Annotated in this window: 28 protein-coding genes and 1 other annotated feature; of the genes, 26 read left to right on the top strand and 2 right to left on the bottom strand. The window is 45.5% G+C overall.

Annotated elements, in window-relative coordinates; all coding sequences use genetic code 11:
- Nucleotides 1-16: 16 nt before the first annotated feature.
- From V8G47_RS08170 to pheA, 26 genes are all read left to right on the top strand, one after another.
- Nucleotides 17-1,675, top strand: a complete 1,659-nt coding sequence (locus V8G47_RS08170; protein ID WP_336199678.1) for a GspE/PulE family protein — start codon at nt 17-19, stop codon at nt 1,673-1,675.
- A 14-nt stretch (nt 1,676-1,689) separates the two neighbouring features.
- Nucleotides 1,690-2,727 (top strand): type IV pilus twitching motility protein PilT, encoded by a 1,038-nt coding sequence (locus tag V8G47_RS08165; protein ID WP_336199676.1) that lies wholly within the window; start codon nt 1,690-1,692, stop codon nt 2,725-2,727.
- A 2-nt stretch (nt 2,728-2,729) separates the two neighbouring features.
- Complete coding sequence (locus V8G47_RS08160) at nt 2,730-3,941, top strand: type II secretion system F family protein (protein WP_336199675.1); 1,212 nt, start codon at nt 2,730-2,732, stop codon at nt 3,939-3,941.
- A 117-nt stretch (nt 3,942-4,058) separates the two neighbouring features.
- The gene (locus tag V8G47_RS08155) at nt 4,059-4,505 is read left to right on the top strand and encodes a pilus assembly FimT family protein (RefSeq protein WP_336199674.1); all 447 of its coding nucleotides are present in this window, start codon (nt 4,059-4,061) and stop codon (nt 4,503-4,505) included.
- Between the two features lies 1 nt (nt 4,506).
- Nucleotides 4,507-5,253 (top strand): prepilin peptidase, encoded by a 747-nt coding sequence (locus tag V8G47_RS08150; RefSeq protein WP_336199673.1) that lies wholly within the window; start codon nt 4,507-4,509, stop codon nt 5,251-5,253.
- A gap of 21 nt (nt 5,254-5,274) precedes the next feature.
- Nucleotides 5,275-6,246, top strand: a complete 972-nt coding sequence (pilM, locus tag V8G47_RS08145; RefSeq protein WP_336199672.1) for a type IV pilus biogenesis protein PilM — start codon at nt 5,275-5,277, stop codon at nt 6,244-6,246.
- Nucleotides 6,230-6,856, top strand: coding sequence for a hypothetical protein (locus V8G47_RS08140; protein ID WP_336199671.1), 627 nt, complete (start codon nt 6,230-6,232; stop codon nt 6,854-6,856). Before pilM ends, V8G47_RS08140 begins: the two co-directional genes overlap by 17 nt.
- Complete coding sequence (locus V8G47_RS08135; RefSeq protein WP_336199670.1) at nt 6,853-7,632, top strand: type II secretion system protein GspM; 780 nt, start codon at nt 6,853-6,855, stop codon at nt 7,630-7,632. Before V8G47_RS08140 ends, V8G47_RS08135 begins: the two co-directional genes overlap by 4 nt.
- Before the next feature lie 103 nt (nt 7,633-7,735).
- Nucleotides 7,736-8,710: a hypothetical protein gene (locus V8G47_RS08130; RefSeq protein WP_336199669.1), complete on the top strand. Its 975-nt coding sequence runs from the start codon at nt 7,736-7,738 to the stop codon at nt 8,708-8,710.
- Nucleotides 8,711-8,885: 175 nt separating this feature from the next.
- Nucleotides 8,886-9,458, top strand: coding sequence for a Maf family protein (locus tag V8G47_RS08125; RefSeq protein ID WP_336199668.1), 573 nt, complete (start codon nt 8,886-8,888; stop codon nt 9,456-9,458).
- 28 nt (nt 9,459-9,486) lie between these two features.
- Complete coding sequence (gene radC / locus V8G47_RS08120; RefSeq protein ID WP_269146685.1) at nt 9,487-10,197, top strand: RadC family protein; 711 nt, start codon at nt 9,487-9,489, stop codon at nt 10,195-10,197.
- Nucleotides 10,198-10,451: 254 nt separating this feature from the next.
- On the top strand, nt 10,452-11,459 hold the full coding sequence (locus V8G47_RS08115) for a rod shape-determining protein (protein WP_336199667.1): 1,008 nt from the start codon (nt 10,452-10,454) through the stop codon (nt 11,457-11,459).
- 163 nt (nt 11,460-11,622) lie between these two features.
- Nucleotides 11,623-12,501: a rod shape-determining protein MreC gene (mreC, locus tag V8G47_RS08110; RefSeq protein WP_079532452.1), complete on the top strand. Its 879-nt coding sequence runs from the start codon at nt 11,623-11,625 to the stop codon at nt 12,499-12,501.
- Nucleotides 12,498-13,019, top strand: a complete 522-nt coding sequence (gene mreD / locus V8G47_RS08105) for a rod shape-determining protein MreD (RefSeq protein ID WP_336199666.1) — start codon at nt 12,498-12,500, stop codon at nt 13,017-13,019. Before mreC ends, mreD begins: the two co-directional genes overlap by 4 nt.
- Nucleotides 13,020-13,103: 84 nt before the next feature.
- Nucleotides 13,104-13,784 (top strand): septum site-determining protein MinC, encoded by a 681-nt coding sequence (gene minC / locus V8G47_RS08100; RefSeq protein WP_224519429.1) that lies wholly within the window; start codon nt 13,104-13,106, stop codon nt 13,782-13,784.
- Nucleotide 13,785: 1 nt separating this feature from the next.
- A complete protein-coding gene (gene minD, locus V8G47_RS08095) occupies nt 13,786-14,589 on the top strand; it encodes a septum site-determining protein MinD (protein ID WP_034757216.1) in 804 nt (267 codons plus the stop codon).
- Nucleotides 14,590-14,801: 212 nt separating this feature from the next.
- Nucleotides 14,802-15,578, top strand: coding sequence for a M23 family metallopeptidase (locus V8G47_RS08090; RefSeq protein ID WP_336199665.1), 777 nt, complete (start codon nt 14,802-14,804; stop codon nt 15,576-15,578).
- Complete coding sequence (locus V8G47_RS08085; protein ID WP_336199664.1) at nt 15,571-16,437, top strand: M50 family metallopeptidase; 867 nt, start codon at nt 15,571-15,573, stop codon at nt 16,435-16,437. Before V8G47_RS08090 ends, V8G47_RS08085 begins: the two co-directional genes overlap by 8 nt.
- 100 nt (nt 16,438-16,537) lie before the next feature.
- Nucleotides 16,538-17,983, top strand: coding sequence for an Rne/Rng family ribonuclease (locus V8G47_RS08080; protein WP_336199662.1), 1,446 nt, complete (start codon nt 16,538-16,540; stop codon nt 17,981-17,983).
- A gap of 67 nt (nt 17,984-18,050) precedes the next feature.
- Nucleotides 18,051-18,129, top strand: a sequence feature (ribosomal protein L21 leader region).
- Nucleotides 18,130-18,141: 12 nt separating this feature from the next.
- Nucleotides 18,142-18,450, top strand: coding sequence for a 50S ribosomal protein L21 (gene rplU / locus V8G47_RS08075; RefSeq protein WP_060670849.1), 309 nt, complete (start codon nt 18,142-18,144; stop codon nt 18,448-18,450).
- Nucleotides 18,451-18,461: 11 nt separating this feature from the next.
- Complete coding sequence (locus V8G47_RS08070; protein WP_336199661.1) at nt 18,462-18,797, top strand: ribosomal-processing cysteine protease Prp; 336 nt, start codon at nt 18,462-18,464, stop codon at nt 18,795-18,797.
- A gap of 12 nt (nt 18,798-18,809) precedes the next feature.
- On the top strand, nt 18,810-19,100 hold the full coding sequence (rpmA, locus tag V8G47_RS08065) for a 50S ribosomal protein L27 (protein ID WP_034757227.1): 291 nt from the start codon (nt 18,810-18,812) through the stop codon (nt 19,098-19,100).
- 176 nt (nt 19,101-19,276) lie between these two features.
- Entirely contained in the window at nt 19,277-19,807 is a 531-nt protein-coding gene (locus V8G47_RS08060) for a Spo0B C-terminal domain-containing protein (protein WP_336199660.1), read from the top strand.
- A gap of 36 nt (nt 19,808-19,843) precedes the next feature.
- A complete protein-coding gene (gene obgE / locus V8G47_RS08055) occupies nt 19,844-21,130 on the top strand; it encodes a GTPase ObgE (RefSeq protein WP_336199659.1) in 1,287 nt (428 codons plus the stop codon).
- Nucleotides 21,131-21,257: 127 nt separating this feature from the next.
- Nucleotides 21,258-21,713, top strand: coding sequence for an ACT domain-containing protein (locus V8G47_RS08050; RefSeq protein ID WP_336199658.1), 456 nt, complete (start codon nt 21,258-21,260; stop codon nt 21,711-21,713).
- Nucleotides 21,714-21,809: 96 nt separating this feature from the next.
- Nucleotides 21,810-22,661, top strand: coding sequence for a prephenate dehydratase (pheA, locus tag V8G47_RS08045; RefSeq protein WP_336199753.1), 852 nt, complete (start codon nt 21,810-21,812; stop codon nt 22,659-22,661).
- A 72-nt stretch (nt 22,662-22,733) separates the two neighbouring features.
- Here the strand turns inward: pheA and V8G47_RS08040 are convergent, their stop codons facing one another.
- Entirely contained in the window at nt 22,734-23,279 is a 546-nt protein-coding gene (locus V8G47_RS08040) for a transcription repressor NadR (protein ID WP_336199752.1), read from the bottom strand.
- Between the two features lie 50 nt (nt 23,280-23,329).
- On the bottom strand, nt 23,330-24,472 hold the full coding sequence (locus V8G47_RS08035) for an IscS subfamily cysteine desulfurase (protein ID WP_336199657.1): 1,143 nt from the start codon (nt 24,470-24,472) through the stop codon (nt 23,330-23,332).
- Between the last annotated feature and the right edge of the window lie 56 nt (nt 24,473-24,528).

Below are 24,528 nucleotides of genomic sequence, written 5' to 3'. Positions count from 1 at the left end.
AGTCAGGTGGAATATCATGGCCCAAGAGAGGAAACGTTTAGGGGACTTATTGGTTGAATCGGGTTTGTTAACCGAAGAAATGCTTCAATCCGCATTACGAGAAAAAGGAAAAGATCAGAAACTTGGAGATGCCATCTTACAAAGGGGGTATATAACGGAGCAACAGTTAATCGAAGTGCTCGAATTTCAGCTGGGTATTCCACATGTCAGTCTATTCAGGTATCCATTCGATCCTAAGTTGTTCCATCTCGTCCCCAAAGAATTGGCCAAGCGGAATTTAATGATCCCTTTAAAAAAAGAAGGAGATAAGCTTTTTGTTGCCATGGCGGACCCAATGGATTTCTATACGATAGAGGATTTACGATTGTCCACAGGATTCTATATTGAAACAGCGATCGCAACAAAGGATGATATTCTGCGATCGATTAATAAGTATTATGACATGGATGAAAGCTTTGAAGAGCTGAAAGGGATGGAAAATGATCGTCCCCAGCTCGAGGATGAAACATTAACAGATCAGGATTCGCCCATCGCCAAATTAGTGAATCAATTATTGTCGAACGCCATGACCCAAAAGGCAAGTGATATTCATATTGATCCTCATGAAACAAAAGTACTTATTCGCTACCGGGTGGATGGCATTCTGCGAACGGATAGAGCCCTTCCTAAACACATGCAAAGCATGTTGACGGCCCGGATCAAAATTATGTCTCAATTGGATATCACAGAACACAGGGTCCCTCAGGATGGAAGGATCAAAACGAATATCGATTTTCGTCCCATCGACTTAAGGGTATCTACGCTTCCGACGGTTTATGGAGAAAAAATCGTCCTCCGTATACTGGACCTGAGTTCATCCTTGAATGATTTGGCTCAGCTGGGATTCAACAGCTTGAACCTGAAACGATTTCAGGATCTGATTGACCGGCCGACCGGAATTGTCCTTATTACAGGTCCGACCGGTTCAGGTAAGTCATCTACTCTTTATGCCGCATTGAATAAGCTGAATAGTGAAGAAGTCAATATTATTACCGTTGAAGATCCAGTGGAGTATCAATTAGAAGGAGTCAACCAGATACAGGTCAATTCAAATGTTGGCCTTACTTTCGCAACAGGTCTCCGGTCCATACTGAGGCAGGACCCCAATATCATCATGGTAGGGGAGGTGCGCGATCGTGAAACGGCGGAAGTGGCGATACGGGCTTCTTTGACGGGGCATCTGGTACTCAGTACCATTCATACGAACGATTCGTTAAGTACGGTGTCCCGGCTGATCGATATGGGGGTAGAGCCCTTCCTGGTTGCCACGTCCGTCAGTGGAATTGTGGCCCAGAGACTGGTCCGGAAAGTGTGCCGGGATTGTGCACGTGAAGATGCACCTTCTAACAGGGAAAAAGAAATCTTTGAACGAAGGGGCATGACGATTGACCGGATTGTCCGGGGCAAAGGCTGTGCGTCATGCAACATGACCGGCTATAAGGGCAGGATGGCCATCCATGAAGTACTGGTCGTAAATGATGAAATGAAAAGGATCATCATGAACAATCAATCTCTTAATACCTTAAGGGAAGTAGCATTAAAAAACAAAACCATTTTTCTTCTGGATGATGGGTTGTTTAAGGTAAAGCAAGGATTGACCACGACAGAAGAAATTCTGCGAGTAGCAATAGAGTAAAGAAGGTGTATGGCATGAAGGAACGAATCGATCAACTATTAAGGGCAGCATATGAATTAAAGGCCTCTGATATTCATTTAACGATAGGATCAGCCCCTGTCTTCCGCATTCATGGAGATTTAAAAAGGTACGGCCAGGAACCATTGAAACCTGAAGATACGGAGATCATGGCAAGAGCCATAATCCCTGAGCATCTATGGAGTGACTTCAAGGAAAGGGGAGAGTTGGACTTTTCCTATGCTTTACCGGGTGTTTCGCGTTTCAGGGTGAATGCCTATTTTCAACGTTCCTGCATTTCCATCGCGTTGCGGGTAGTGCCAAGGAATATCCCGACACTGGAAGAGCTCAAGCTTCCTCCTGTCATCATGAAAATAGCCGAAAAACATCAGGGGTTGGTATTGGTAACGGGTCCCACTGGAAGCGGGAAGTCCACTACCCTTGCTTCCATGATTCACTATATGAACCAGACCATGAGGAAGCATATCATTACACTTGAGGATCCCATCGAATATTTACATAAGCACGGTTCTTCCTTAATCGATCAACGGGAAGTCGGGTTTGATACCAAGTCCTTTGCCTACGGTCTCAGAAGTGCCTTAAGGCAGGATCCCGATGTCATTCTTGTTGGGGAAATGCGCGATCTGGAAACCATACAAACCGCCATTACGGCAGCCGAAACCGGGCATTTAGTTCTGGGGACCCTTCACACATCCAGTGCGGTTTCAACAATTGAACGGATCATCGATGTCTTTCCTGGAGAGCAGCAATCCCAGGTCCGCGTCCAGCTCGCATCCGTTCTTCAGGGTGTCATCGCTCAACGCCTGCTGCCTACGGCTAATAAGGAGGGAAGAATCGCCGTTTCAGAAATCCTTCTGAATACTTCAGCAGTGGCGAACCTGATTCGGTCGGAGAAGATCCATCAGATCCCGACAGTGATGCAAACTTCTAAAGCACTTGGGATGGAATTATTCGAAGCGAATGTAAGCAGATTCCTCCATGCTGGCATCATTTCAAAAGAAACCGCTTCTCCGTTTCTCAGGGAGAATAGTTAATCATGGCCAGATTCAAGTACGAGGGACGGGATAAAAAAGGGAAGAAAAAAGGCCAGGTCACGGCTCCTTCCAAAAAGGACGCCATGCTTCGCCTGAAAAATCAAGGCATTCGCATTATTTCCGTGCAGGAAATCCCGGAAACCCTCCTAACAAAAGAAATCACATTCGGGAATCCTGTCAAGCTTCAGCATCTGGTGATTTTCCTGAGGCAATTTTCCACCCTTTTAAGAGCGGGGGTAACAGTCGTGGATGCGACCCGGATCTTGAGCAGCCAAACGGATAGCAAAGCCTTGACAAAAATCCTCATGGACATAGAAATTGAGCTGAAGGAAGGACATCCACTTTCTGAAGCATTCGGAAAGCATCAGAAAGTATTTGAGCCTCTCTTCATCAATATGCTTAAAGCGGGGGAAGCGACGGGTAGTCTGGATGAAACCCTTGAAAGACTGGGAGATCATTATGAAAAACAGCATGGAACACGACAAAAAGTAATCGCTGCCCTTTCCTATCCTGCTGTCGTCGGGGTCATTGCCATCGGCGTTGTCATTTTCCTGCTTGCTGCCGTGGTTCCCACCTTTGTGGATATGTTTGACGATTTCGGGGGAGAACTACCTTTAATCACCCGCTTCGTCCTTGGGGCAAGTGAAACCGTCCAGAGGTTTTGGTATGTGATTTTGCTCCTAGTCATACTTATCATCACGGGAATCGGGATGGTGCGGCAAAGAAAAGAAACGAAATACTACCTGGATTACTTCATCTTGAGGATCCCCGTCTTCGGTAAATTGATTCAAAAAGCGGTTCTCGCCCGAATGACCAGAACGTTGAGCTCCCTTTTTTCAAGCTCAGTCCCTATACTACAGTCCTTGGCGATAGTGGAACGGGTCGTGGAAAATGAAGTGATGGCAGCGGTTCTCAGGGAGTCAAGGGAGTCATTGGAAAAAGGCGGGACATTGACGGAGCCAATGAAAAAGCATTGGGCCTTTCCTCCCCTGGTTTCCCAGATGATATCGATAGGAGAAGAGACGGGCTCACTTGACAGTATGCTTTCGAAAGTGGCCGATTTCTACGAAAAGGAAGTCGAAAACTCAACGGATCAATTGAAAGCCCTAATCGAACCACTGATGATCGTCCTGTTAGCGGGTCTTGTGGGGACCATCGTCACGGCCATCATGGTCCCGATGTTTGAAATATTTAACAATGTTCAAAATTTCTAGCAATTTTGATAATATTTTACACATTTAGACTTATTTTTTATTTTCCATGTTGTATAATAAAGATAGTTTAAAAGAGTACTAAAGTACTACATATGATGTCGAGGAGGAATAATGAAAATGTTGAAGAAAATGAGAAAGATGTTGAAGAATGAGAGAGGTTTGACTTTAATTGAGCTTTTAGCGGTTATTGTTATTCTAGGGATTATTGCGGCGATTGCGGTGCCTAGTATTGGTGGAATTATAAACAAAAGCAAGGATGATGCGAAAGTTGCTGAGGCAATTCAATTGATAAATTCAGCAAAGTTGGCCCACTCGAATGATTCTGAAATTAAAAATTGGAAACATACAGGCGCTACTGCGACAACTGGAACTGGTGCAACGCCGGCTTATGGTGGGTTAAGTGAATATGTTTCTAACGTTGAAGATGAAGGTTTAGATTATATTGTTAAATATGAAGGTGGAATTTATAGCATAAAGAACCATGACGCTTCATCAGTAGTAACTGCAGCTACAGGTGCGGATGGTTTTATTACTGAAAAACAGTTAACTGACGAAGCAAAATAAGATGTATCTAGTAATTATTGTACTTTACGCACTCCTCATAGGCTCCTTCTACAACGTAGTCGGCCTGAGGGTGCCGTTAAAGAAATCCATCGTAAAGCCAAGGTCAAGCTGTCCTTATTGTGGTCATCAATTGACTGCGATCGAGCTGCTTCCTGTCTTTTCTTATCTCATTCAAAAGGGGAAATGCCGCCGTTGTCAAGGGCGCATTTCTCCTTTATATCCGTTTATGGAAGCTTTGAATGCTGGTCTTTTTGTACTAGCGTACATAGAGTTTGGACTCGACTGGGAGCTGCTTGTCGCCTGGACCCTTATTTCATTGTTCATCATCATCACGGTTTCTGATTTGAAATATATGGTGATCCCTGATAAAGTCCTTCTGTTTTTTTCGGGACTGTTTTTAGTGGAACGCCTGTTCATTCCGCTGACTCCCTGGTGGGACAGCTTGATCGGAGCTGCAGCCGGCTTCGGACTCCTGCTTCTTATCGCCGTTGTGAGTAAAGGTGGCATGGGCGGAGGGGACATCAAGTTATATGCTGTAATCGGCTTTGTTGTGGGGTTAAAGGTCATGGTTCTTTCCTTTATGCTGGCAACATTCTTCGGGGCCGTCTTCGGATTGATCGCTTTGACGTTAAAATTGATAGAAAGAGGGAAACCAATTCCGTTTGGTCCATTTATCGCCCTTGGCACCATTCTTTCTTATTTGTATGGTGATGCCCTTCTATCTGCTTATCTATCGTTTTTCTATTAATGTAAAGAAAGGGTTCGTTTTATGGGATTATTATCGTTTCTCTCTGCTAGCCAAAAAACATCCAATATTGTATTCACAGACAATTCCATCCGCTATCTAGAGTTGAAGCATACTTCGCCTCTACTTGTTCAAGCATACGGGGAGCGCACACTTCCTGAGAACATCATTAAAGGCGGGAAAATCATTGATGAACAGACTCTATCTTTTATTTTGGAAGAATGTGTAGAAGAATGGGGATTGAAAGGAAGATCCGTCCGATTCATCGTTCCCGATCCGTTCGTCGTTTTGCGAAAAGTGACCATTCCGGGGGATATTAAGCAGGATGAAATAGAAGGGTATCTGTTTCTTGAAATCGGGACTAGCATTCATTTACCTTTTGAGGATCCTGTCTTCGACTATGCCCTGATAAACGAATCGGAAGGGAATAGGGAAGCCCTTTTGGTCGCATCGCATCAGGATGTGGTGGATAGCTACAAGGATCTCCTGGAAAAGGTCAAAATGAAACCGATAGTGGCTGACATCTCCCCCTTGGCTCTTTATCGATTATCGATCGAGAGGGGAAGCATTTCCCCACAAGAACACACGATGTTCCTACATTTTGATGAAAAATTATTAACGGTTTCGATTTTTCTTGGACATCAACCGATCTTTACAAGGCCGATTGTATTAGAAGAACAAAACCAGGATGTACTGATGGAAGACCATATTGCTTGGAGAAATGTAGAGGACGCCTTCAGTGAAATAGAAAAAGTCATGAATTTTTATCAGTATTCACTTCACAAAGGAGAGTGTTTTGTCGAAAGGGCCATGATTAGTGGTGATCACCCGAACCTGCGAAAGATTGAATCGGCCATTAACGATAGACTGAACATACCTGTGCATTATCAATCTCTGAAAGAGATAAAAACTGTAGAAGACGGAAGGATTTCTGATAGGTTTGTCATCGCCCTGGGGCTTGCGTTAAAAGAGGTGCAATATGTTGAATCTCATTGATATTAATCTATTGCCTGAAAAGGAAAAGAAAGGACCCGTATTTGTTTATTCTTTGGCCATCATTCTTCTATTATTTTTAGTCGGTTCCCTCTACCTCTTTTTTTCGCTTCGAAGTATGCATTTGGAAACGGAAAGCACAGTTAGAAGCATTTCCCAAACAGAGCAGCTCATTGAAGTGCAGCAAACAAAGTTGCTTGATTCAGAATCTTCCCAAGGAATGAAAGACCTCGAAAGAACGGTTGAATCAATGATGGACTATCCAGTCAAAACCGTACCGGTTCTCAATGAATTAATTACTTTACTTCCTTCCCGAGGGTTCATCCAAGCATTGGAGTACAGCGGAAGACAAACGATCAATGCCTCCATCCAATTCGATTCTTCACGAGAAGCAGCCTACTATCTGCATCATTTAAAGGAAGTAGAGTGGATCCGGGAAGCGGAAATCCTTGAAATGACTGCTGAGATAACAGAAAGTGAAAATATGCTTTCGGCAGATAATGAAGTGGCCCCAAGGTATCTTGTCGAGTACTCGCTGACACTGGATTCGAAAAAGCTTCAAGAGTTAAAGGAAGCTGAAGAAACCTCTTTAGAAGAGGGGAATGAACAATGATTTCATCACTGACTAAGAAAGAAAGGCTGCTATTGATAGTGAGTACATTCGCATGCCTGTTTTCTTTGTTTCTCTGTTATTACTTTGTCTATTCTCCACAACAAGACAGGTTGGAAATGAAACAGAAGGAATTAAAAGCAGAACAAAAAATTCTATCAGCAGTCGAAGCGAAAACAGAGCAGATTGAAGCTCATTCCTACAAAGATATCCATACTTTGCAAAAACAAATTCCCGTTGAACCGCTAACAGATCAGATCATCCTGCAGCTTGAGAAAGCGGAAGTGTTATCACAAAGTGAGATACAGTCCATTAATTTTGCAAAAGAGGACTTTGCTTATTCTAGTGAAGAAAGTGATGATACGCTTGAGGGGAATTCACAAGGCTCTTCAAGTCCACAAGAATCAGGAAGTGACAACTCAGCGGTCAAAAGATTGCAAATGACGATGACGGTACAGTCCGGGAACTATTTTGAGATGGAGAAATTCATCCATGAATTAGAGAATCTTCCGAGGATTGTTGAAGTGAATCAACTTTTAATCCAGGGCAGGGAGGAAATGAGCCCCGTTTTGACGGATGAGGGTCCAGAGCCACTCATTTTTCAACTGGTGGCATCGGCCTTTTATATACCGGGTCTATCTGGCTTACAAGACAGTCTGCCGTCGATTGATAGTCCGCCCCCTTCATTGAAGAAGAATCCTTTTATCCAGTATACGGATCCTTCTTCGGAAGAAGGAACAGCCGAAATGCAAGCTGACACGGCCTTTCCTGAGAACTAAAAAATTTGACGAAAACCTATTAGGACAAGACGACAAAAGTCTTGTTCTTTTTTTTATGGGATGTGATAGCATGGAAAAAACTAGATGAAGGAGGGTGGCGATGATGAGCGATCGTGGGAAAAACGACAAAAAGATTTCTATTAAAATCAATGGGGAGAAAACGAAGTTCGATGAAGATCTCCTTGTGTACGATTGGAAGTTGGGGGAATCGGAAACGGCTGCCGGGGAAGAGGCGAAGGATGACGGGTTTGATTGGATCCTTCCCGATGAAGAAGCCGAGCCTCCACAGGAATATAAAAAGATCCATTATGTGTCTGGAAGCAAGAAGAAGAAAAAATCGTTTATTAACCCGTTTCAGGATTCGGTCAACTTGGTCATGTCTTTGATCGGGGCGATCGTTGTGGGGGCGGTTCTTGGTTTTGGGACCCTTAAGGTGATCACGACGACGGATGCCCCGGCTGCCCCGGCCGCAACGCTGCAGGATAGCACATCAGCAGGGAAAACGGACGATCAGCAGGCGGTTTCTGCCGTCGAATTAAAGGATTTTTCTACCACCATCCTACAGGGCGGCGTGTTTTCGACAGAGGAAGCGATGAAGGCCATGAAGGATAGTTTAGAGGCAAAAGGTCTTCCAGGTGCATCTGTGGAGAAAGACGGCCAGTTCTTTTTGATGCTCGGAGTTTCCGGTGACTTGGAAACGGCCAAAACCCTTGGAGGGAAACTGAAGGATCAAGGGGTGGACGTTTACGCGAAGGATTTTGTGATTGGATCCAAGGGGATAAATGCTTCAAAAGAAGAAAAGACGTTCCTGGAAAAAGGGAATGCCCTCTTCAGCACTATAGCCCAGGCCAGCAGCAGTGGAATGACCGGGGGGACTGCGGATGAGGCAACGATCAAAACGATTCAATCCGGAGTGAAAGAATTGGAAGGGATCAAGGTCGGTCAGGATTCCATCGCCTCCATGAAGAAATCATTGGTGGATGCCGGGAATCTGGCAGCAACGATGAAATCTCCTGAAGATGCTCAAAAAATTCAAGAGGATTTATTATCTTATCTTCAACAATATAGCGGGTTATAGTTTCGACTGAATTAGACTATTTTCTAGGAAATAATGGTCTGTGAGCTGCCTCGGTACGTGGGATCTTCCCCTTGTCGCGTACTGAGGCAGCTCTATTTTTACTTGTTTAGTCAGGGTGGATTTGGTAGTATATTCTTGTATCTCCCAATTTGCACTCTGAAAGGAATGGTATGGTGTGTCCAACCTCATACTCGCTTCACAATCCCCCCGACGAAAAGAACTTCTCGAACAAATCCAACTCTCTTTTTCCATTATGGGTTCCAGTGTGGATGAAACCTTTTCTCCTGATTTAATGCCCGATGAAGTCGTCATGTTTCTCGCAAGGAAAAAAGCCAGGGTAATAGCGAATCAACACCCTTCTCACTATGTGATTGGCTCTGACACGGTTGTGACAAAAGACGGTAAGATTCTTGGGAAACCGGAATCGAAGGAAGAAGCGAAGGATATGCTTCAGATGCTTTCCGGTTCTTCCCATGAGGTTTACACGGGTGTCGCGATCGTCCATGGTGAGGAGGAGAAACTCTTTTATGAAAAAACGGATGTTACGTTTTGGGAGTTGACCTCTAAAGAGATCGATGACTATATCGCAACAGAAGAACCATTTGATAAAGCGGGTTCATATGGGATCCAGGGAATCGGTGCGAAATTCGTCAAGGAAATCAAGGGCGATTATTTCGCAGTTGTCGGTCTCCCGATCTCACGTGTGAATCGTGCGCTACTCGAAATGGGCTATCTTCCTTCAGAATGACTCCTTCACGTAAGAATAGGAGGAACCAATGGTAAAAACGATGCCCCATCAGGAAGAAAACCGTCTGATGATCAGGGATTTCCCACAAGATGAGAGACCGAGGGAAAGGATGATCCAAAGCGGAGCAGCAAGTCTCTCCAACCAGGAACTGCTCGCCATTTTACTCCGGACCGGAACCAAATCCGAGTCCGTTCTTCAACTATCCAACCGTCTGTTAACTCAATTTGATGGATTGAATCTACTAAAGGATGCGTCCCTGGAAGAGATCACGAAAACGAAAGGGATCGGTCTTGCCAAGGCCGTTCAGATCATGGCGGCGGTGGAATTCGGCCGTCGCATCAGCAATCTGGCATTCGATGACAGATATTCAATCCGTTCCCCAGAAGACGGGGCCAATTATGTCATGAATGATATGAGGTTTTTGGCCCAGGAGCATTTTGTCTGCTTATACCTCAACACAAAGAATCAAGTACTCCACAAGCAAACCATCTTCATCGGAAGCCTCAACGCCTCCATTGTACACCCCAGGGAAGTCTTCAAAGAAGCTTTTCGCCGCTCCGCCGCCTCCATCATTTGCATCCATAACCATCCGTCCGGGGATCCTACCCCGAGCAGGGAAGACATAGAAGTGACAAAAAGATTGGTGGAATGCGGTCGAATCATTGGTATTGATATACTCGATCACCTTATAATAGGAGAGAAGAAGTTTATCAGTTTAAAGGAAAAAGGGTATTTATGACACTATGATTTTTTTCCTGGTTACGATATAATAAAGCTTATGATTTTTACAAACAATATCGTGATTCAATATAACGCGGGCTTACTGAAATAAGAGAGTCATTCTACAAGGGAATGAGTCTTTTCGTTATGCATGAACGAAGCATTATTGTGACGAAAATTACGAGGTAGAGAGTGATTGGACAACTCTCCTATGAAAACACATAAACCTTTATAAAAACCAGCCAATTTGTATCAGAAAGGGAGATACCATTCATGTTTGGAACGAAAGATTTAGGGATTGATTTAGGAACTGCTAACACATTGGTGTACGTGAAAGGCAAGGGGATTGTCGTTCGTGAACCTTCTGTTGTGGCACTTCAAACAGATAATAAGCAGATCGTTGCTGTGGGGAATGACGCCAAGAACATGATCGGCCGTACACCGGGGAATGTCGTGGCGCTCCGTCCGATGAAAGATGGAGTGATCGCTGATTACGAAACGACCGCCACAATGATGAAGTACTACATAAAGCAGGCGACACGGAATAAGGGGGCTTTTTCACGAAAGCCTTATGTCATGATATGTGTACCTTCAGGCATTACAGGGGTGGAAGAAAGAGCCGTCATCGATGCGACAAGACAAGCAGGGGCACGGGACGCTTACACGATTGAAGAGCCATTCGCAGCGGCGATCGGCGCAAATCTCCCGGTATGGGAACCGACAGGAAGCATGGTCGTGGATATCGGTGGAGGAACGACGGAAGTGGCGATCATCTCTTTAGGTGGAATCGTGACAAGTCAATCGATCCGCGTTGCCGGGGATGAAATGGATGACGCGATCATCAACTATATCCGTAAGACATACAACCTGATGATCGGGGACCGTACAGCGGAGACCATCAAGATGGAAGTGGGTTCGGCAGGGGATTCTGAAGGCATCCAAGCAATGGAAATCCGCGGGAGAGATCTTCTGACAGGACTTCCGAAAACGATTGAAGTAACGGCTGTGGAAATTGCATCTGCCCTTCATGATACCGTCTACACGATTGTGGATGCCGTTAAGAGTACGCTGGAGAAGACTCCACCGGAACTTGCAGCGGACATCATGGACAGAGGGATCGTGCTGACCGGTGGGGGAGCACTTCTTCGTAATCTTGATAAAGTGATCAGCGATGAAACGAAGATGCCGGTGCTCATTGCCGAGGAACCACTGGATTGCGTGGCAATCGGGACAGGGAAAGCCCTTGACCACATTCACTTATTTAAAACACGTGGGAAATAATAATTGATCGAAATGGGGGACGTTTCCTTAAGGATGCAAGGGCAGCCTTAAGGCCGGCCCCATCTTTTTTTGAAGAACCATGAATATTTTGACGAATGATATCAAATATAAACGATTTTTGATATAGTATTTACTAGAATGAGAAAAGGTTGAGGTGTACATCATGCCACAATTCTTCCTGAATAAACGTTTGATCATTCTGCTCGTCAGTGTCATTGTCCTGGTGGGATTAATCGGATTTTCTTTGCGGGACCGGGATAGTATCAGCTGGCCGGAGCAGTTTGTGAAAGATATGGTAGGATTCGGACAATCGTTGGTTTCAAAACCAGTCAATTATGTAGCCGGAGTTGTTGATAACGTTCAAGATCTTCAAAATACATACACAGAAAACGAAAAACTGAAAACGCGCTTGGATGAGCTGATCAAGCTTGAAACAAAAGTGAAAGACCTGAAGCAGGATAACGATGAATTACGGGCGGTCCTGGATAAGAAGGAGAATCTCCGTGCTTATAAAACGGTTCAGGCAACCGTCATTGCACGAAATCCGGATCAATGGCAGGAGCTCATCACCATCGATAAAGGTGAAGTGAACGGGATCCAATCGGATATGGCCGTCATCTCTTCAGCCGGATTGATCGGAAAGATTAAAAGTGTCAATGAATTTTCATCTACGGTCGAATTAATTTCGACCAATAATACAAAAAACCGCATTTCTACCGTCATCCAAAGCAAAGACCAGGATATAAACGGATGGATTGAAGGATACGACAGCAAGAAAGAAGAAATTCTGGTGAAGCGGATTTCCAACGATATGAAGGTCGAAAAGGGGTCCAAAGTGATGACCTCCGGCCTAGGTGGCGTGTTTCCTAAAGGATTGGTCATCGGTGAAGTGAAGGAAGTCAAGCCGGATCAATATGGACTGACGCAAACGGCATATGTGAAGCCTGCTGCTGATTTCTATCATTTAGAGCATGTCATGGTCATCGACCGTGAAATCCAAGGTGTGACGGAACAGGATGCGGTTGAGGAGGAAGAGCAATGATCAGCAGGCTCCTCCTTCCTTTCATGACCTTGCTTTTCTTCTACAGTGAAAGTTTATTTGTCCATCTTTTCCCCAGTGAAGAGTGGTTCGATCAGAAAATGATCGTTCCCCATTTCCTGGTCATTGTGCTGTTCTTTATTTGTGCGTTCTATCAATACCGGACCGCACTTCTTTATGGATTCATCTTTGGCTTCTTATTTGATATTTATTACACTGAAATCAATGGGATTTACCTGGTGTTATTCCCATTTGTCATCTTTCTTTCACATCAGATGATGAAGGTGTTACATAATAACCTCTTCGTGTTAGGGACCATAACCCTTGTGAATATTTCTGTTTTAGAGTTTTTGGTATACGAGATCAACCATATTATCAAGAGGACGGATTTGACGTTCATGCAGTTTGTGGACTGGCGTTTATGGCCGACTTTGGTCCTGAATGTCCTGTTTTATATCATTCTTGCATTTCCATTTAGAAACTACCTTCTGAATAAACGGAAAGAGTGGTTGGATGAATAAATTCCATTAGTAATTTTTTCATATAAAGAGGAAATGACACTGCTTATGTCGAATTTATAGACGACTGAGGTGAAAAATTACGACATGAATAAGAAGCCAAATGTGATGATCAAGGGAACAAAAGAAGGACTGACCCTTCATCTCAACGATCAATGCTCGTTTCAGGAATTAAAAAAGGAACTGGACGATAAGCTGTCTGCCCAATACAGGGAAACAGAAGGAACCCCTCTCTTGACGGTCAATATCCAAACAGGCAATCGTTACCTGGAAGAAGATCAAGTTGAAGAGTTGAAGGATATTGTAAGACAAAAACGCAATTTAGTTGTAAACGAAGTATGGAGTAATGTCATAACAAAAAATGATGCTGAGAAACTCATAGATGAACGAAATATCGAAACCCTCACAGGGGTCATCCGTTCGGGACAGGTCGTGGAAGTGTCCGGCGATATCCTTGTAGTGGGTGATGTCAATCCCGGGGGGAAGGTCCTCGCCGGGGGGAATATTTACATATTAGGTTCATTAAAAGGGATTGCCCATGCAGGCTGCAATGGAAACGATGAGTCGGTCATCGTGGCTTCGAAAATGGTCCCATCCCAGCTTCGGATCGCGGATTCCCTGAACCGTGCACCTGACCGGGTGGAGGAAGAAGATGACCGCGAGATGGAATGTGCGTATGTGGATGAAAGTGGCCAGATCGTTGTCGATCGATTGCAGGTTTTGAAGCATCTTAGACCAAATATTACTAGTTTTAAAGGAGGAAGCTAATGTGGGTGAAGCGATAGTTGTTACTTCAGGTAAAGGTGGAGTGGGAAAGACGACTACTTCTGCCAATGTTGGTACAGCATTAGCTCTACAAGGCAAAAAGGTTTGTCTGATTGATACGGATATCGGCCTCAGGAACCTGGACGTGGTAATGGGCCTTGAAAACCGGATCATTTATGATTTAGTGGACGTAGTGGAGGGCAGATGTAAAATCCATCAGGCCCTTGTGAAAGACAAGCGTTTCGAAGACAAACTATTCTTACTGCCCGCTGCTCAGACGAGTGATAAATCCGCTGTCAATCCTGAACAGATGAAAAAGCTGGTACTGGACTTAAAGCAAGACTATGATTATATCATTATTGATTGCCCTGCAGGAATTGAGCAGGGGTATAAGAACGCCGTCGCAGGTGCAGATCGTGCGATTGTCGTGACCACGCCTGAGATTTCGGCTGTGCGGGATGCGGACCGGATCATCGGCCTTCTGGAGAAGGAGAACATCGAACCTCCGAAATTGGTGATCAATCGTATACGTAATCATATGATGAAAAACGGTGAAATGCTGGATGTGGATGAAATCACCTCCCATCTTTCCATCGATCTTCTTGGAATTGTCGCCGATGATGACAATGTGATCAAATCATCGAATAAAGGTGAGCCGATCGCACTTGATTCGACAAGTAAAGCGTCGATTTCTTACCGGAATATTGCAAGGCGGATCTTAGGAGAGTCGGTTCCATTGCAATCCCTGGAAGAAGAAAGAACGGGCGTCTTTATGAAAATTAAAAGGTTATTTGGTGTAAAAGCCTAAAGTTATCGCCGGTCCCGGCAGGTCGCATGATGCGTCCTGCCGGGACTTTTTTGTATTCTTCATGAATATTCTTACGGGACAAGTCATACATTGTAGCAAAACATGTGTAATGGAATCTTGGTATGGATCTGACACCCGTTTGCCCATCAGCAGGAATGGACCAAGCCAATCACTGGTTATGAAACAATACCTTATAAAAAGGAATGGTGTACATGGGGAATCGAGCGGATGAAATACGGAAGCGGATCGCCAAACGGAAAAAGATGGGTGGAACAGGCTCCGGCGGGAATCCATCGTACTTTTTGACAACGGATGAGGAGCGCTATGGAATGGAGCGACAGACAAGCTTTGAAGGCGGTCCTCCACCGGAAGGGGTCCATCCTCTTTTTAAGAAAGAAACCTTCATGCTGAAAATACTCGGGGCAGGGATCATGGTATTGGTGACGGCCATCATGTTCAAAAGCCCTTCTGCGGCATTCGTTGATGCAAGATCTGTTGTCATGAAGACGATGGATACGGAGTTTCAATTCGCCGCCATTTCCACCTGGTATGAAGATCAATTCGGAAAACCGCTTGCTTTATTGCCTGCAAGTAATTCCGAGAAAGAATCCGCATCCGAACCAAGCGCTGAATATGCAAGGCCTGCTTCCGGGAAGGTCGTAGAGAATTTCAAGACCAATGGGCAGGGAATCATGCTTCAGACGGTCCTTGGTGAGGATGTAACGGCCATGAAGGGAGGTTTGGTTCTATTTGCAGGGAAAAAGGAGGAGCTTGGGAATACGGTGGTCATTCAACATGCGGATAAATCAGAATCGTGGTACGGCAATTTGGCATCGATTGATGTGAAGCAGTATGAATCAATCAAGAAGGGCTCCCTTGTAGGGAAGGTTTCATCCAGCAGTCAAGACGAAGCGACGGGTGAGTTTTATTTCGCGATTAAAATGGGTGATGAATTCATCGACCCGATCCAGGTGATGTCATTTGACTAATATCATTTCACTATTGAAGAAATTTTACGTCCATCCCTTGCTGTGGGTTGTGATCGGGATTGCCATCATGACGGCCCACTTCTTTGAACTGATCCTGCTCCTCGTCATCATCACGATCCATGAACTGGGCCATGGCATCATGGCTCAATCCTTTTCGTGGAGGGTGAAGAGAATAGCCCTGTTACCCTTTGGGGGCGTCGCTGAGATGGATGAGCACGGGAACCGTTCCTTAATGGAGGAGTTCTGGGTGGTGGTGGCAGGTCCCTTGCAGCACGTCTGGCTCATTGCAGTTGGCTTTGGTCTTTTGGAGTTTGGAGTGATCAGTCAGGACACCTTTTCGCTTTTTTTTCAATTGAATCTGATGGTGCTGCTGTTTAACCTCCTGCCCATCTGGCCATTGGACGGGGGAAAGTTGGTTTCCCTGCTCCTTGCGACGAAGTTTAATTATTTGAGAGCGTATGAATACACGCTCCTCTTTTCATTTGGATTATTATTGCTGTTCCATTTGATTGTACTCATAACCGCTCCCCTGCATTTGAATCTGTGGATCGTCCTGTCCTTCCTGTACTTCTCCCTATGGGTCGACTGGAAGCAGAGGAGATATGCGTTTATGAAGTTTTTATTGGAGAGGTACTACGGGAAGAGTCATCAATTTGTGCAACTGAGGCCGTTGCCGATCGAGAGTGAAGAATCCATCATAACGGTGGTGGAGAGGTTTCAGAGGGGTGTCAAGCATCCCCTCGTTGTATTTGACAAGGGAGTCGAAGTGGGGAAGCTTGATGAGAACGAACTGCTCCACGCCTTCTTTGCAGAAAAGATGACATCCGCCAAAACGAAGGATCTTCTCTACCTTTATTGACGAATGGAGACGAACTGTATAAAGTAAGGGCATACTGGTAAAAGGGTTGGAATCAACCCTTTTTTCTTATGAGTTTTTCTGTGGAAAAGAGGTTTAGGGTATGGAAGAAATGATTGTACACAGTAAGGGTAGGGAAAAACGGTGGGTACACCGTTCACATAATGAAATTATCGGTCTATATACATATCCTCCTGGAGAAGAAAGCTTGACAGGAAATATTTACCTGGGACGTGTGATCAAGGTCCAAAAGGGACTCGGTGCGGCGTTCATCGATTTTGGTCAGGGGAAGAATGGGTATCTCCATGAAAAGGACTTTCCGCAAAATGTGAAAGCGTATCATGAGGGGAGCGATCCAACCCCGATCGGAAACCTTGTCCATGAAGGGGAAAAAATCATCGTTCAGGTCTTAAAGGATGAGATGGGGACGAAGGGTGCCAGATTGACCGCGGTCATCGAGCTGAAGGGTGAACATCTGGTGTACATGCCAAAGGGGTACTATGTGGCGGTATCCAAAAAAGTGGATGATGAAAATCGCAAGGTGTTGAGGCGGTTGGCCAATGAGTGGAAACAAGGGGGAGAAGGCATTGTGATGCGCACCAACGCCTCCGGGGTGAAAGAGGCAGTATTACAAGAAGAGGTCATCTCCATGCGGACGCGCTATGAGGGTCTTGAGAGGGTGTCCATGAGGGCGAAGTGTCCGTCCCTCCTATCCCGGCAGGATACCTTCTATGAGGATCTCCACGAGTATCTGAAAAAAGGTGGGGGCGGGAAGATCGTCTTCGATGAGTATGACAGCCTTCTTCAGGTTGAGGAAATGAGCGGTGAGGGAATCAGGGAAAAGTGGAATTTCGAGCTTTATCAGGGCCGCGAAAATATTTTTAAGCATTTTGACGTTTCCTCTGCATGGGAAAGCGCACTGAAAAAAACAGTGTGGCTGCCGAACGGAGCAACGCTTATCATTGAAGCAACGGAAGCGATGACGGTGGTGGATGTCAATTCAGGAAAATTCACCGGGAAAGACAACTTGGAACAAACCATACTGGAGACGAATAAACTCGCGGCAGCTGAAATGGCGAAGCAGCTTACGATCCGCAATTTAAGCGGGATGATCCTGATTGATTTCATCGATATGAAAAAGGACAGCCACCGTCAGGAAGTGATGGATGCTCTTTCAGAAGCCCTTATTTCAGACCGGCAGCGCACAACGATTGTAGGGTTCACTAAACTCGGGATCCTGGAATTGACGAGGAAGAGGACCCGGCAGCCCCTTGCCGGGTCCTTGACCCGGCCGTGCTCGGTATGTCATGGTACTGGGAGGGAAATGAGCCCGGAGACGATGGCCTTCGCGCTTGAACGGGAGCTGTGGGAATGTGAAGGGATGGACGGCTCACGAATTGAAGTGGAAGCGACCCGTGAAGTGGCGGATAGTTTTTCTGGCAAACAGGGCATCCATATCGAGAGACTCCAGAAAGTATTGAATAAAAAGATCATGATTCATGAAATCACTCACACTCATCCTTATTTCAGGATAACAAAGATCCTATGAATTTCTTGAATGTTATTGACAGTCCATCAGTTTTTGTGATAGGATTCTAATGTTATTGATTGTAGCACCCGTGCTACAACCGCTCATTACAGGTACAAAAGCTTGGAGCAATCCAACACCTGTCATTGGCGAGTCTGAGTTTATAAGGAGGTGCGATTATGTACGCAATTATCGAAACAGGTGGTAAGCAAATCCGTGTAGAAGCTGGTCAAGCTATCTACATCGAAAAGCTTAACGGAGAACAAGGCGACACGGTAACTTTTGACAAAGTTCTATTCGTTGGTGGTGACGATGTGAAAGTAGGAAGTCCTTTAGTGGATGGAGCTACTGTAACAGCGAAAGTTGAAAAACAAGGCCGCGCGAAAAAGCTTGTAGTATTCAAATACAAAGCGAAAAAGAACTACCGTCGTAAGCAAGGTCACCGTCAACCTTACACTAAAGTTGTCATTGACGAAATCAACGCGTAAGGCGTGAGATCATGATTAACGTTTACGTAGAGCGTTCCCCCGGGAAAAGAATCCGTTCTTTCTCCATGGATGGACATGCTGATTTTGCCGAAAATGGGCAAGACATTGTCTGTGCAGGTGCTTCTGCTGTTTCATTCGGCAGTATTAATGCCATTATGGCGTTAACCGGTGTAGAACCGTCCATCGAGCAATCCTCTGATGGTGGATTCCTTCGCTGCGTCATCCCTGATGATCTTCCGGAAGAAACGGAGAGCAAGGTTCAGCTGCTGCTTGACGGCATGCTAATCAGCCTCCAGACGATTGAAAGAGACTATAGTGATTTTATTAAAATAACCTTCAAAAAGTAGGAGGTGGAACAGATGTTAAGATTAGACCTTCAGTTTTTTGCGTCCAAAAAAGGAGTAGGTTCGACTAAGAATGGTCGTGACTCTATCTCAAAGCGCCTTGGTGCTAAGCGTGCAGACGGTCAAATGGTTTCTGGTGGATCAATTCTTTACCGTCAACGCGGTACGAAAATTTATCCAGGCCTAAACGTCGGCCGTGGCGGCGACGATACACTTTTCGCTAAAACCGACGGTGTTGTTCGTTTCGAACGCATGGGTCGTGACAAGAAAAAAGTGAGCGTATACCCAGTTGCGAATGAAGCTTAATCGCATATCTTTAACGAAAACTCTAACCGACTTTCGGTTAGAGTTTTATTTTTATCAAAGGTATGACGATTCTTATCCGATTTCCATTCACACACACCAATTTCACAGAAACAATATACGCACGACGCCCATCTTTGATATACTTACAGGTAGCACTTAAGTATAGGAGTTAGATTATGAGCGAAAATTGGGGTGTAGTCGAGGCGTTAAGGCATGCCCGCCACGACTGGATGAATGATTTGCAATTAATTAAAGGGAATCTGGACCTTGGCCGTGTGGAGCGGGCGAAACAGGTCATCGAGGAAATGGTTCTCGTTGCACAAAATGAATCAAAGCTTTCGAATGTGAAGCTGCCATTATTGGCAGAATGGATATTAACCTATAATTGGTCAAGACATTTGATTAAGCTGGATTTTGAAGTCCTTCGACTCGAGCCTCACCGGCTTGAAGATAAAAGGCTTTACAATTGGTGCAAGGAGTTTCTGGAATTCCTTGAATCAAATGTAATGAACAATGTAGAAAATCAATTATCCATAATACTTGACATTACTAAAGAACAATCCCGTTTTATATTTGATTTCACAGGTATACTAAAGAGTACAAGCTTAGTGGAAGACTGGATCAAAAATCAACTATCAAATGGAGAAAATATAGAAATAGAACAACTTCAAGAAGAGGTTCTTGTCGTTCATGTAATCGCTGAGTGATTGAAGCGATTGCAGTGATAAGTTAGGAGTGAAAGTATGTTTATAGATCAGGTCAAAGTTTATACAAAGGGCGGTGACGGCGGTAACGGTATGGTTGCCTTCCGTCGCGAGAAATATGTACCAAAAGGTGGTCCCGCAGGGGGAGATGGCGGTCACGGAGCAGACGTCATTTTCGAAGTGGACGAAGGCTTAAGAACGTTGATGGATTTCCGTTATCAACGTCATTTCAAGGCGCCTCGTGGAGAGCACGGGATGAGTAAGAATCAGCATGGACGCAATGCGGAGGATATGGTTGTCAAGGTGCCACCGGGGACTGTCGTGAAGGATGATGATACAGGTGAAACGATTGCCGATCTTGTGCAGCATGGTCAACGAGCGGTGATCACGAAAGGCGGACGGGGCGGAAGAGGGAATTCCCGATTTGCAACGCCTGCAAATCCTGCTCCTGAGCTGTCTGAGAAGGGTGAGCCGGGTCAAGAGCGTTATATCGTGATGGAATTGAAGCTTCTTGCTGATGTAGGATTGGTTGGATTCCCGAGCGTCGGGAAATCGACACTTCTTTCCGTTGTTTCAGCAGCGAAGCCTAAGATTGCCTCCTACCATTTCACGACAATCGTACCGAATTTAGGGATGGTGGAAACGGGAGATGGAAGAAGCTTCGTCATGGCCGACCTTCCAGGATTGATCGAAGGTGCTCACGAAGGCGTCGGCCTCGGACATCAATTCCTTCGCCATATTGAACGTACCCGTGTCATCGTGCACGTCATCGATATGAGCGGAATGGAAGGAAGAGATCCATACGAGGATTACCTGACGATCAATGAAGAGCTTAAGCAATACAATCTTCGTTTGACGGAGCGTCCTCAAGTCATCGTTGCGAATAAGATGGACATGCCGGATTCAGAAGAGAATCTGAAGGTCTTCAAAGAGAAACTTCAGGAGGATTATCCAGTCTTCCCGATCTCAGCGGTCACAAGGCAAGGTTTGAGTGAGCTACTATATGCCGTTGCGGATAAAGTGGAAACAACAGATGAATTCCCTATCCATGAAGAAGAAGAAACGGGTATTCACCGCGTTCTTTATAAGCATGAAGAGGAAGAAAAAGAATTCGAAATCACTCGTGATCCGGATGGGACGTTCGTCGTCGGCGGTGCGAAGATTGAGAGATTGTTCAAGATGACGGATTTCTCACGGGAAGATTCGGCAAGACGTTTCGCCAGACAGCTTCGTTCGTATGGTGTGGATGATGCCCTTCGTGAACGTGGTGCCAAAAATGGCGATACGATCCGCTTAATTAAATATGAGTTCGAATTTGTAGATTAAGTTTCATCCTTATCTATTCAGACGAAATGACAGGTGGTGGCTGAAATCTGCCGTCACCTGTTCTACAATAGATAGCGAAAGCGGTTTTATACGAACCTCTACAGCTGGACAATTGGGGGAATAGTCATTGGGGAAAAAATTTCAAGAAGGCAAGTTTTATTTAGTGCGTGAAGACGTGCTGCCTGAAGCGATGAAGAAAACCCTGGATGCAAAAGAATTGATTGAAAGGGGCAAGGCTGATTCCGTATGGGAGGCGGTCCACCGGGTCGATTTGAGCCGGAGCGCCTTTTACAAATACAAGGATACGGTATTTCCTTTCCACACCATCGTGAAGGAGAGGATCATCACACTGTTCTTTCATTTGGAGGACCGGTCAGGGACGTTGTCTCATCTATTAAGTGAAACAGCCAAACATGGTTGCAATATATTAACGATCCATCAGACGATCCCGTTGCAGGGAAGAGCGAATGTCACACTCTCCTTGAATGTGACGGACCTCACGATCGGATTGGAAGACTTACTCTCAAAGCTCCGTCGTTTGGAATTTGTCGAGAAAGTGGAAGTGTTGGGTTCCGGAGCCTGACGCTTCTTTTTTTATGGGAAAACCTTTCCCTTTGTTTCCATACGTGTTAGAATGTTCAATAAATTTCAATTTCAAGTGAGCGAGAGGAAGATCAGAGTGAAGATGGCATATTTAGGACCACAGGCTTCCTTTACAGATTTAGCCGTTAAGAAGGCTTTTCCCGAAGAAGAAACGGTTTCGTATGTGACGATACCCGATTGCATCGAGGCGGTGATCGAGAATGAAGTGGATTACGCCGTTGTGCCTTTGGAGAATGCCCTGGAAGGCTCGGTGCATATTACGGTGGATTATTTGTTTCATGAAGCGAACTTAGCGATTGTCGCTGAATTGACGTCCGCCATTCAGCAGCACTTAATGATACATCCGGCGTGGAGTGACAGTGAAGATCAGATCGGGAAAGTCCTTTCCCATTCCCACGCATTGGCACAGTGTCATAAATTTTTACATAAGCAGTTTCGCGGGGTGCCACTGGAGCAGACGACCAGTACGGCTGCCGCTGCTAAATTCGTGAGTGAGAATCCTGATTCGTTCCTTGGCGCGATCGGGAACGAGCTGGCAGCAGAAAAATACGGGTTGAACATCCTGCATGAAAACATTCATGATTTTGCCTATAATCATACGAAGTTCATCGTCTTGCATAAGACACCGGATCCACTGAACCTGCCCCAGAAGAAGAGCATGGAGAAGACAACCTTGATGGTGACTCTTCCGAAAGACCGATCGGGGGCGCTTCATCAGGTATTGTCCACGTTTGCCTGGAGACAGCTGAATTTAAGTAAAATTGAATCAAGACCCTTGAAAACGGGGCTCGGTGATTATTTCTTCTTGATTGATGTGGCTCATGAAATGGATGATGTCCTCCTACCCGGAGCCATCAGTGAAATGGAAGCCCTCGGATGCACGGTGAAAATGATCGGGACATATTCTTCTTATTTACTGGATAACTAAAGAAAAAGGCAGATTCCTTGTGGATTCTGCCTTTTTTTTCGGACCTCATAATAGGATATGTCGCTGTCAGTCCTATAAATCCCCCTGAATCAAGAAGCCTGCTTCGCGAAGCGCATTTTCTGCTTTATCCAGGGCTTGTTCCGTTTGGGCCATCAGTGTATGTAAATGGACTCCGTCGGTCAATTCTGATAGGAAGGATGCCCCGGTTTCTTCAATCTTCTTCATGAATTGCTCGACTTCCTTACGGTTTGACACCATGATGGACGCGGTCAGATCACCATACACACCGTGTTCGATCCTGACATCCTTGACTGTGACCCCGTGATCGACAAGTAAAAAGAGTTCTTCTTCCGACCGGTGGGGGTGATGCCTGCAAGCGACCGTCCGTTCAACCATCGTATCCTGATTCGAGGCAGGCATGAACAAGTAGCCCTGACTCGTCGCGATGATGGGTTCGCCTTTTGCTTTAAGTAGGGTGATGTCACTGACGATCACCTGCCGGCTGACATTGGTCTGCTTCGCGAGATCTCCCCCTGTAATCGGGGCTTGCTTCGTCATTAGCTTATCGAGGATCCACTGTCTTCTTTCTTCTCCCAGGATTTTTTTTCCTGCCAAAATTATCTCCTCCGTCCCCAATCGATATAGGAAATCATATCACAACCGGCGCTTCAAGTTAAGGAAGATGTCAGGGACGCATATATGTCAGACAATGCGTTGACCAATTCTGTTATGTGTTCCTCCCTTGTCTCCCTTCCAAATGATATCCGGATGAATTCTTTTCCTGCTCTTTGATTGACGCCCATACTCTGTAGGGTCTTGGGTAAGTCGTGTGAACCGGCACCGCACGCACTGCCCGTCGATATCCCCATTCCTCGCCTGTTGCATTCAAGCATGAGCCACTGTCCCTCAAGGCCTTGGATGCCAAGACCGATGACGTGTGGCAGCTGTGCATGTGCCGGCCCTTCATACAGAGTGTACCGGCCGGGCAGCTGTTCTTCCAGTCCATTTAAAAAGTGCGTTCTCAATCCCGTGTAATGGGACGTTGCAAAGGAACGGTAGCATAGATCAGCGGCTGTTACAAATCCCGCTATCCCCGGAAGATTCACCGTTCCCCCCCTGAAGCCGTCTTCATGGGTCTGTCCCGGTATCATGGGGGTGATGTCGAGGCTAGGATTGATATAACATGCGCCGACACCTTTGGGACCGTAAATCTTATGGGATGAAACCGTGAAGCTGTCGACCTCCGAAGTGAATTCCGTAACGTCCATTTTTCCGAATGATTGAACCATATCGCTGTGAAAAAGGATATCACGGTGTCTCAGTAGTTCATGAATGGCATGGAGTGGCTGGATCGTTCCAATTTCCCCATTGACGTGTCCGATGCTCACGACGGTCGTCTGTTCTGAAAGCGATTCTTTTAGAGTGAGGGGATCGATCAAGCCATCAAAACTCAAAGGGATCTTCGTCACTGTAAAGCCCAGCCCCTGGAGAAATGCGGCTGAGGAATGCAGGGAAGAATGCTCAGCTCCTCCGATGATGATGTGTCTTCCTTTTTTTTGCCTGCTTAATGCCAGGGTGACGAGGGCCAAATGGTTCCCTTCCGTCCCTCCGGAAGTAAAGTGGATCCCTTTAGAGGGGACACCGAGCAAAGCAGCCAATTTTTCTCTGCATCTTGAAAGGAGATGCGCTGCTTTCCCTCCAATATCGTGAAGAGAGCTCGGGTTGCCCCAGAATTCTTCACTAACGGTCCGAAATACGCGTAAACTCTCAGCATCTACAGGAGTTGTAGCGGCATAATCAAAATAGTTCATCATGTAACCTGCCTTTAATGGGAATTGTCTGAATATATGAGTCTTGTAAAAAACTC

This window comes from Rossellomorea sp. LJF3 (genome assembly GCF_037046045.1).
Lineage (GTDB): Bacteria > Bacillota > Bacilli > Bacillales > Bacillaceae_B > Rossellomorea.
This window is presented reverse-complemented; position numbering and strand designations above follow the sequence as displayed.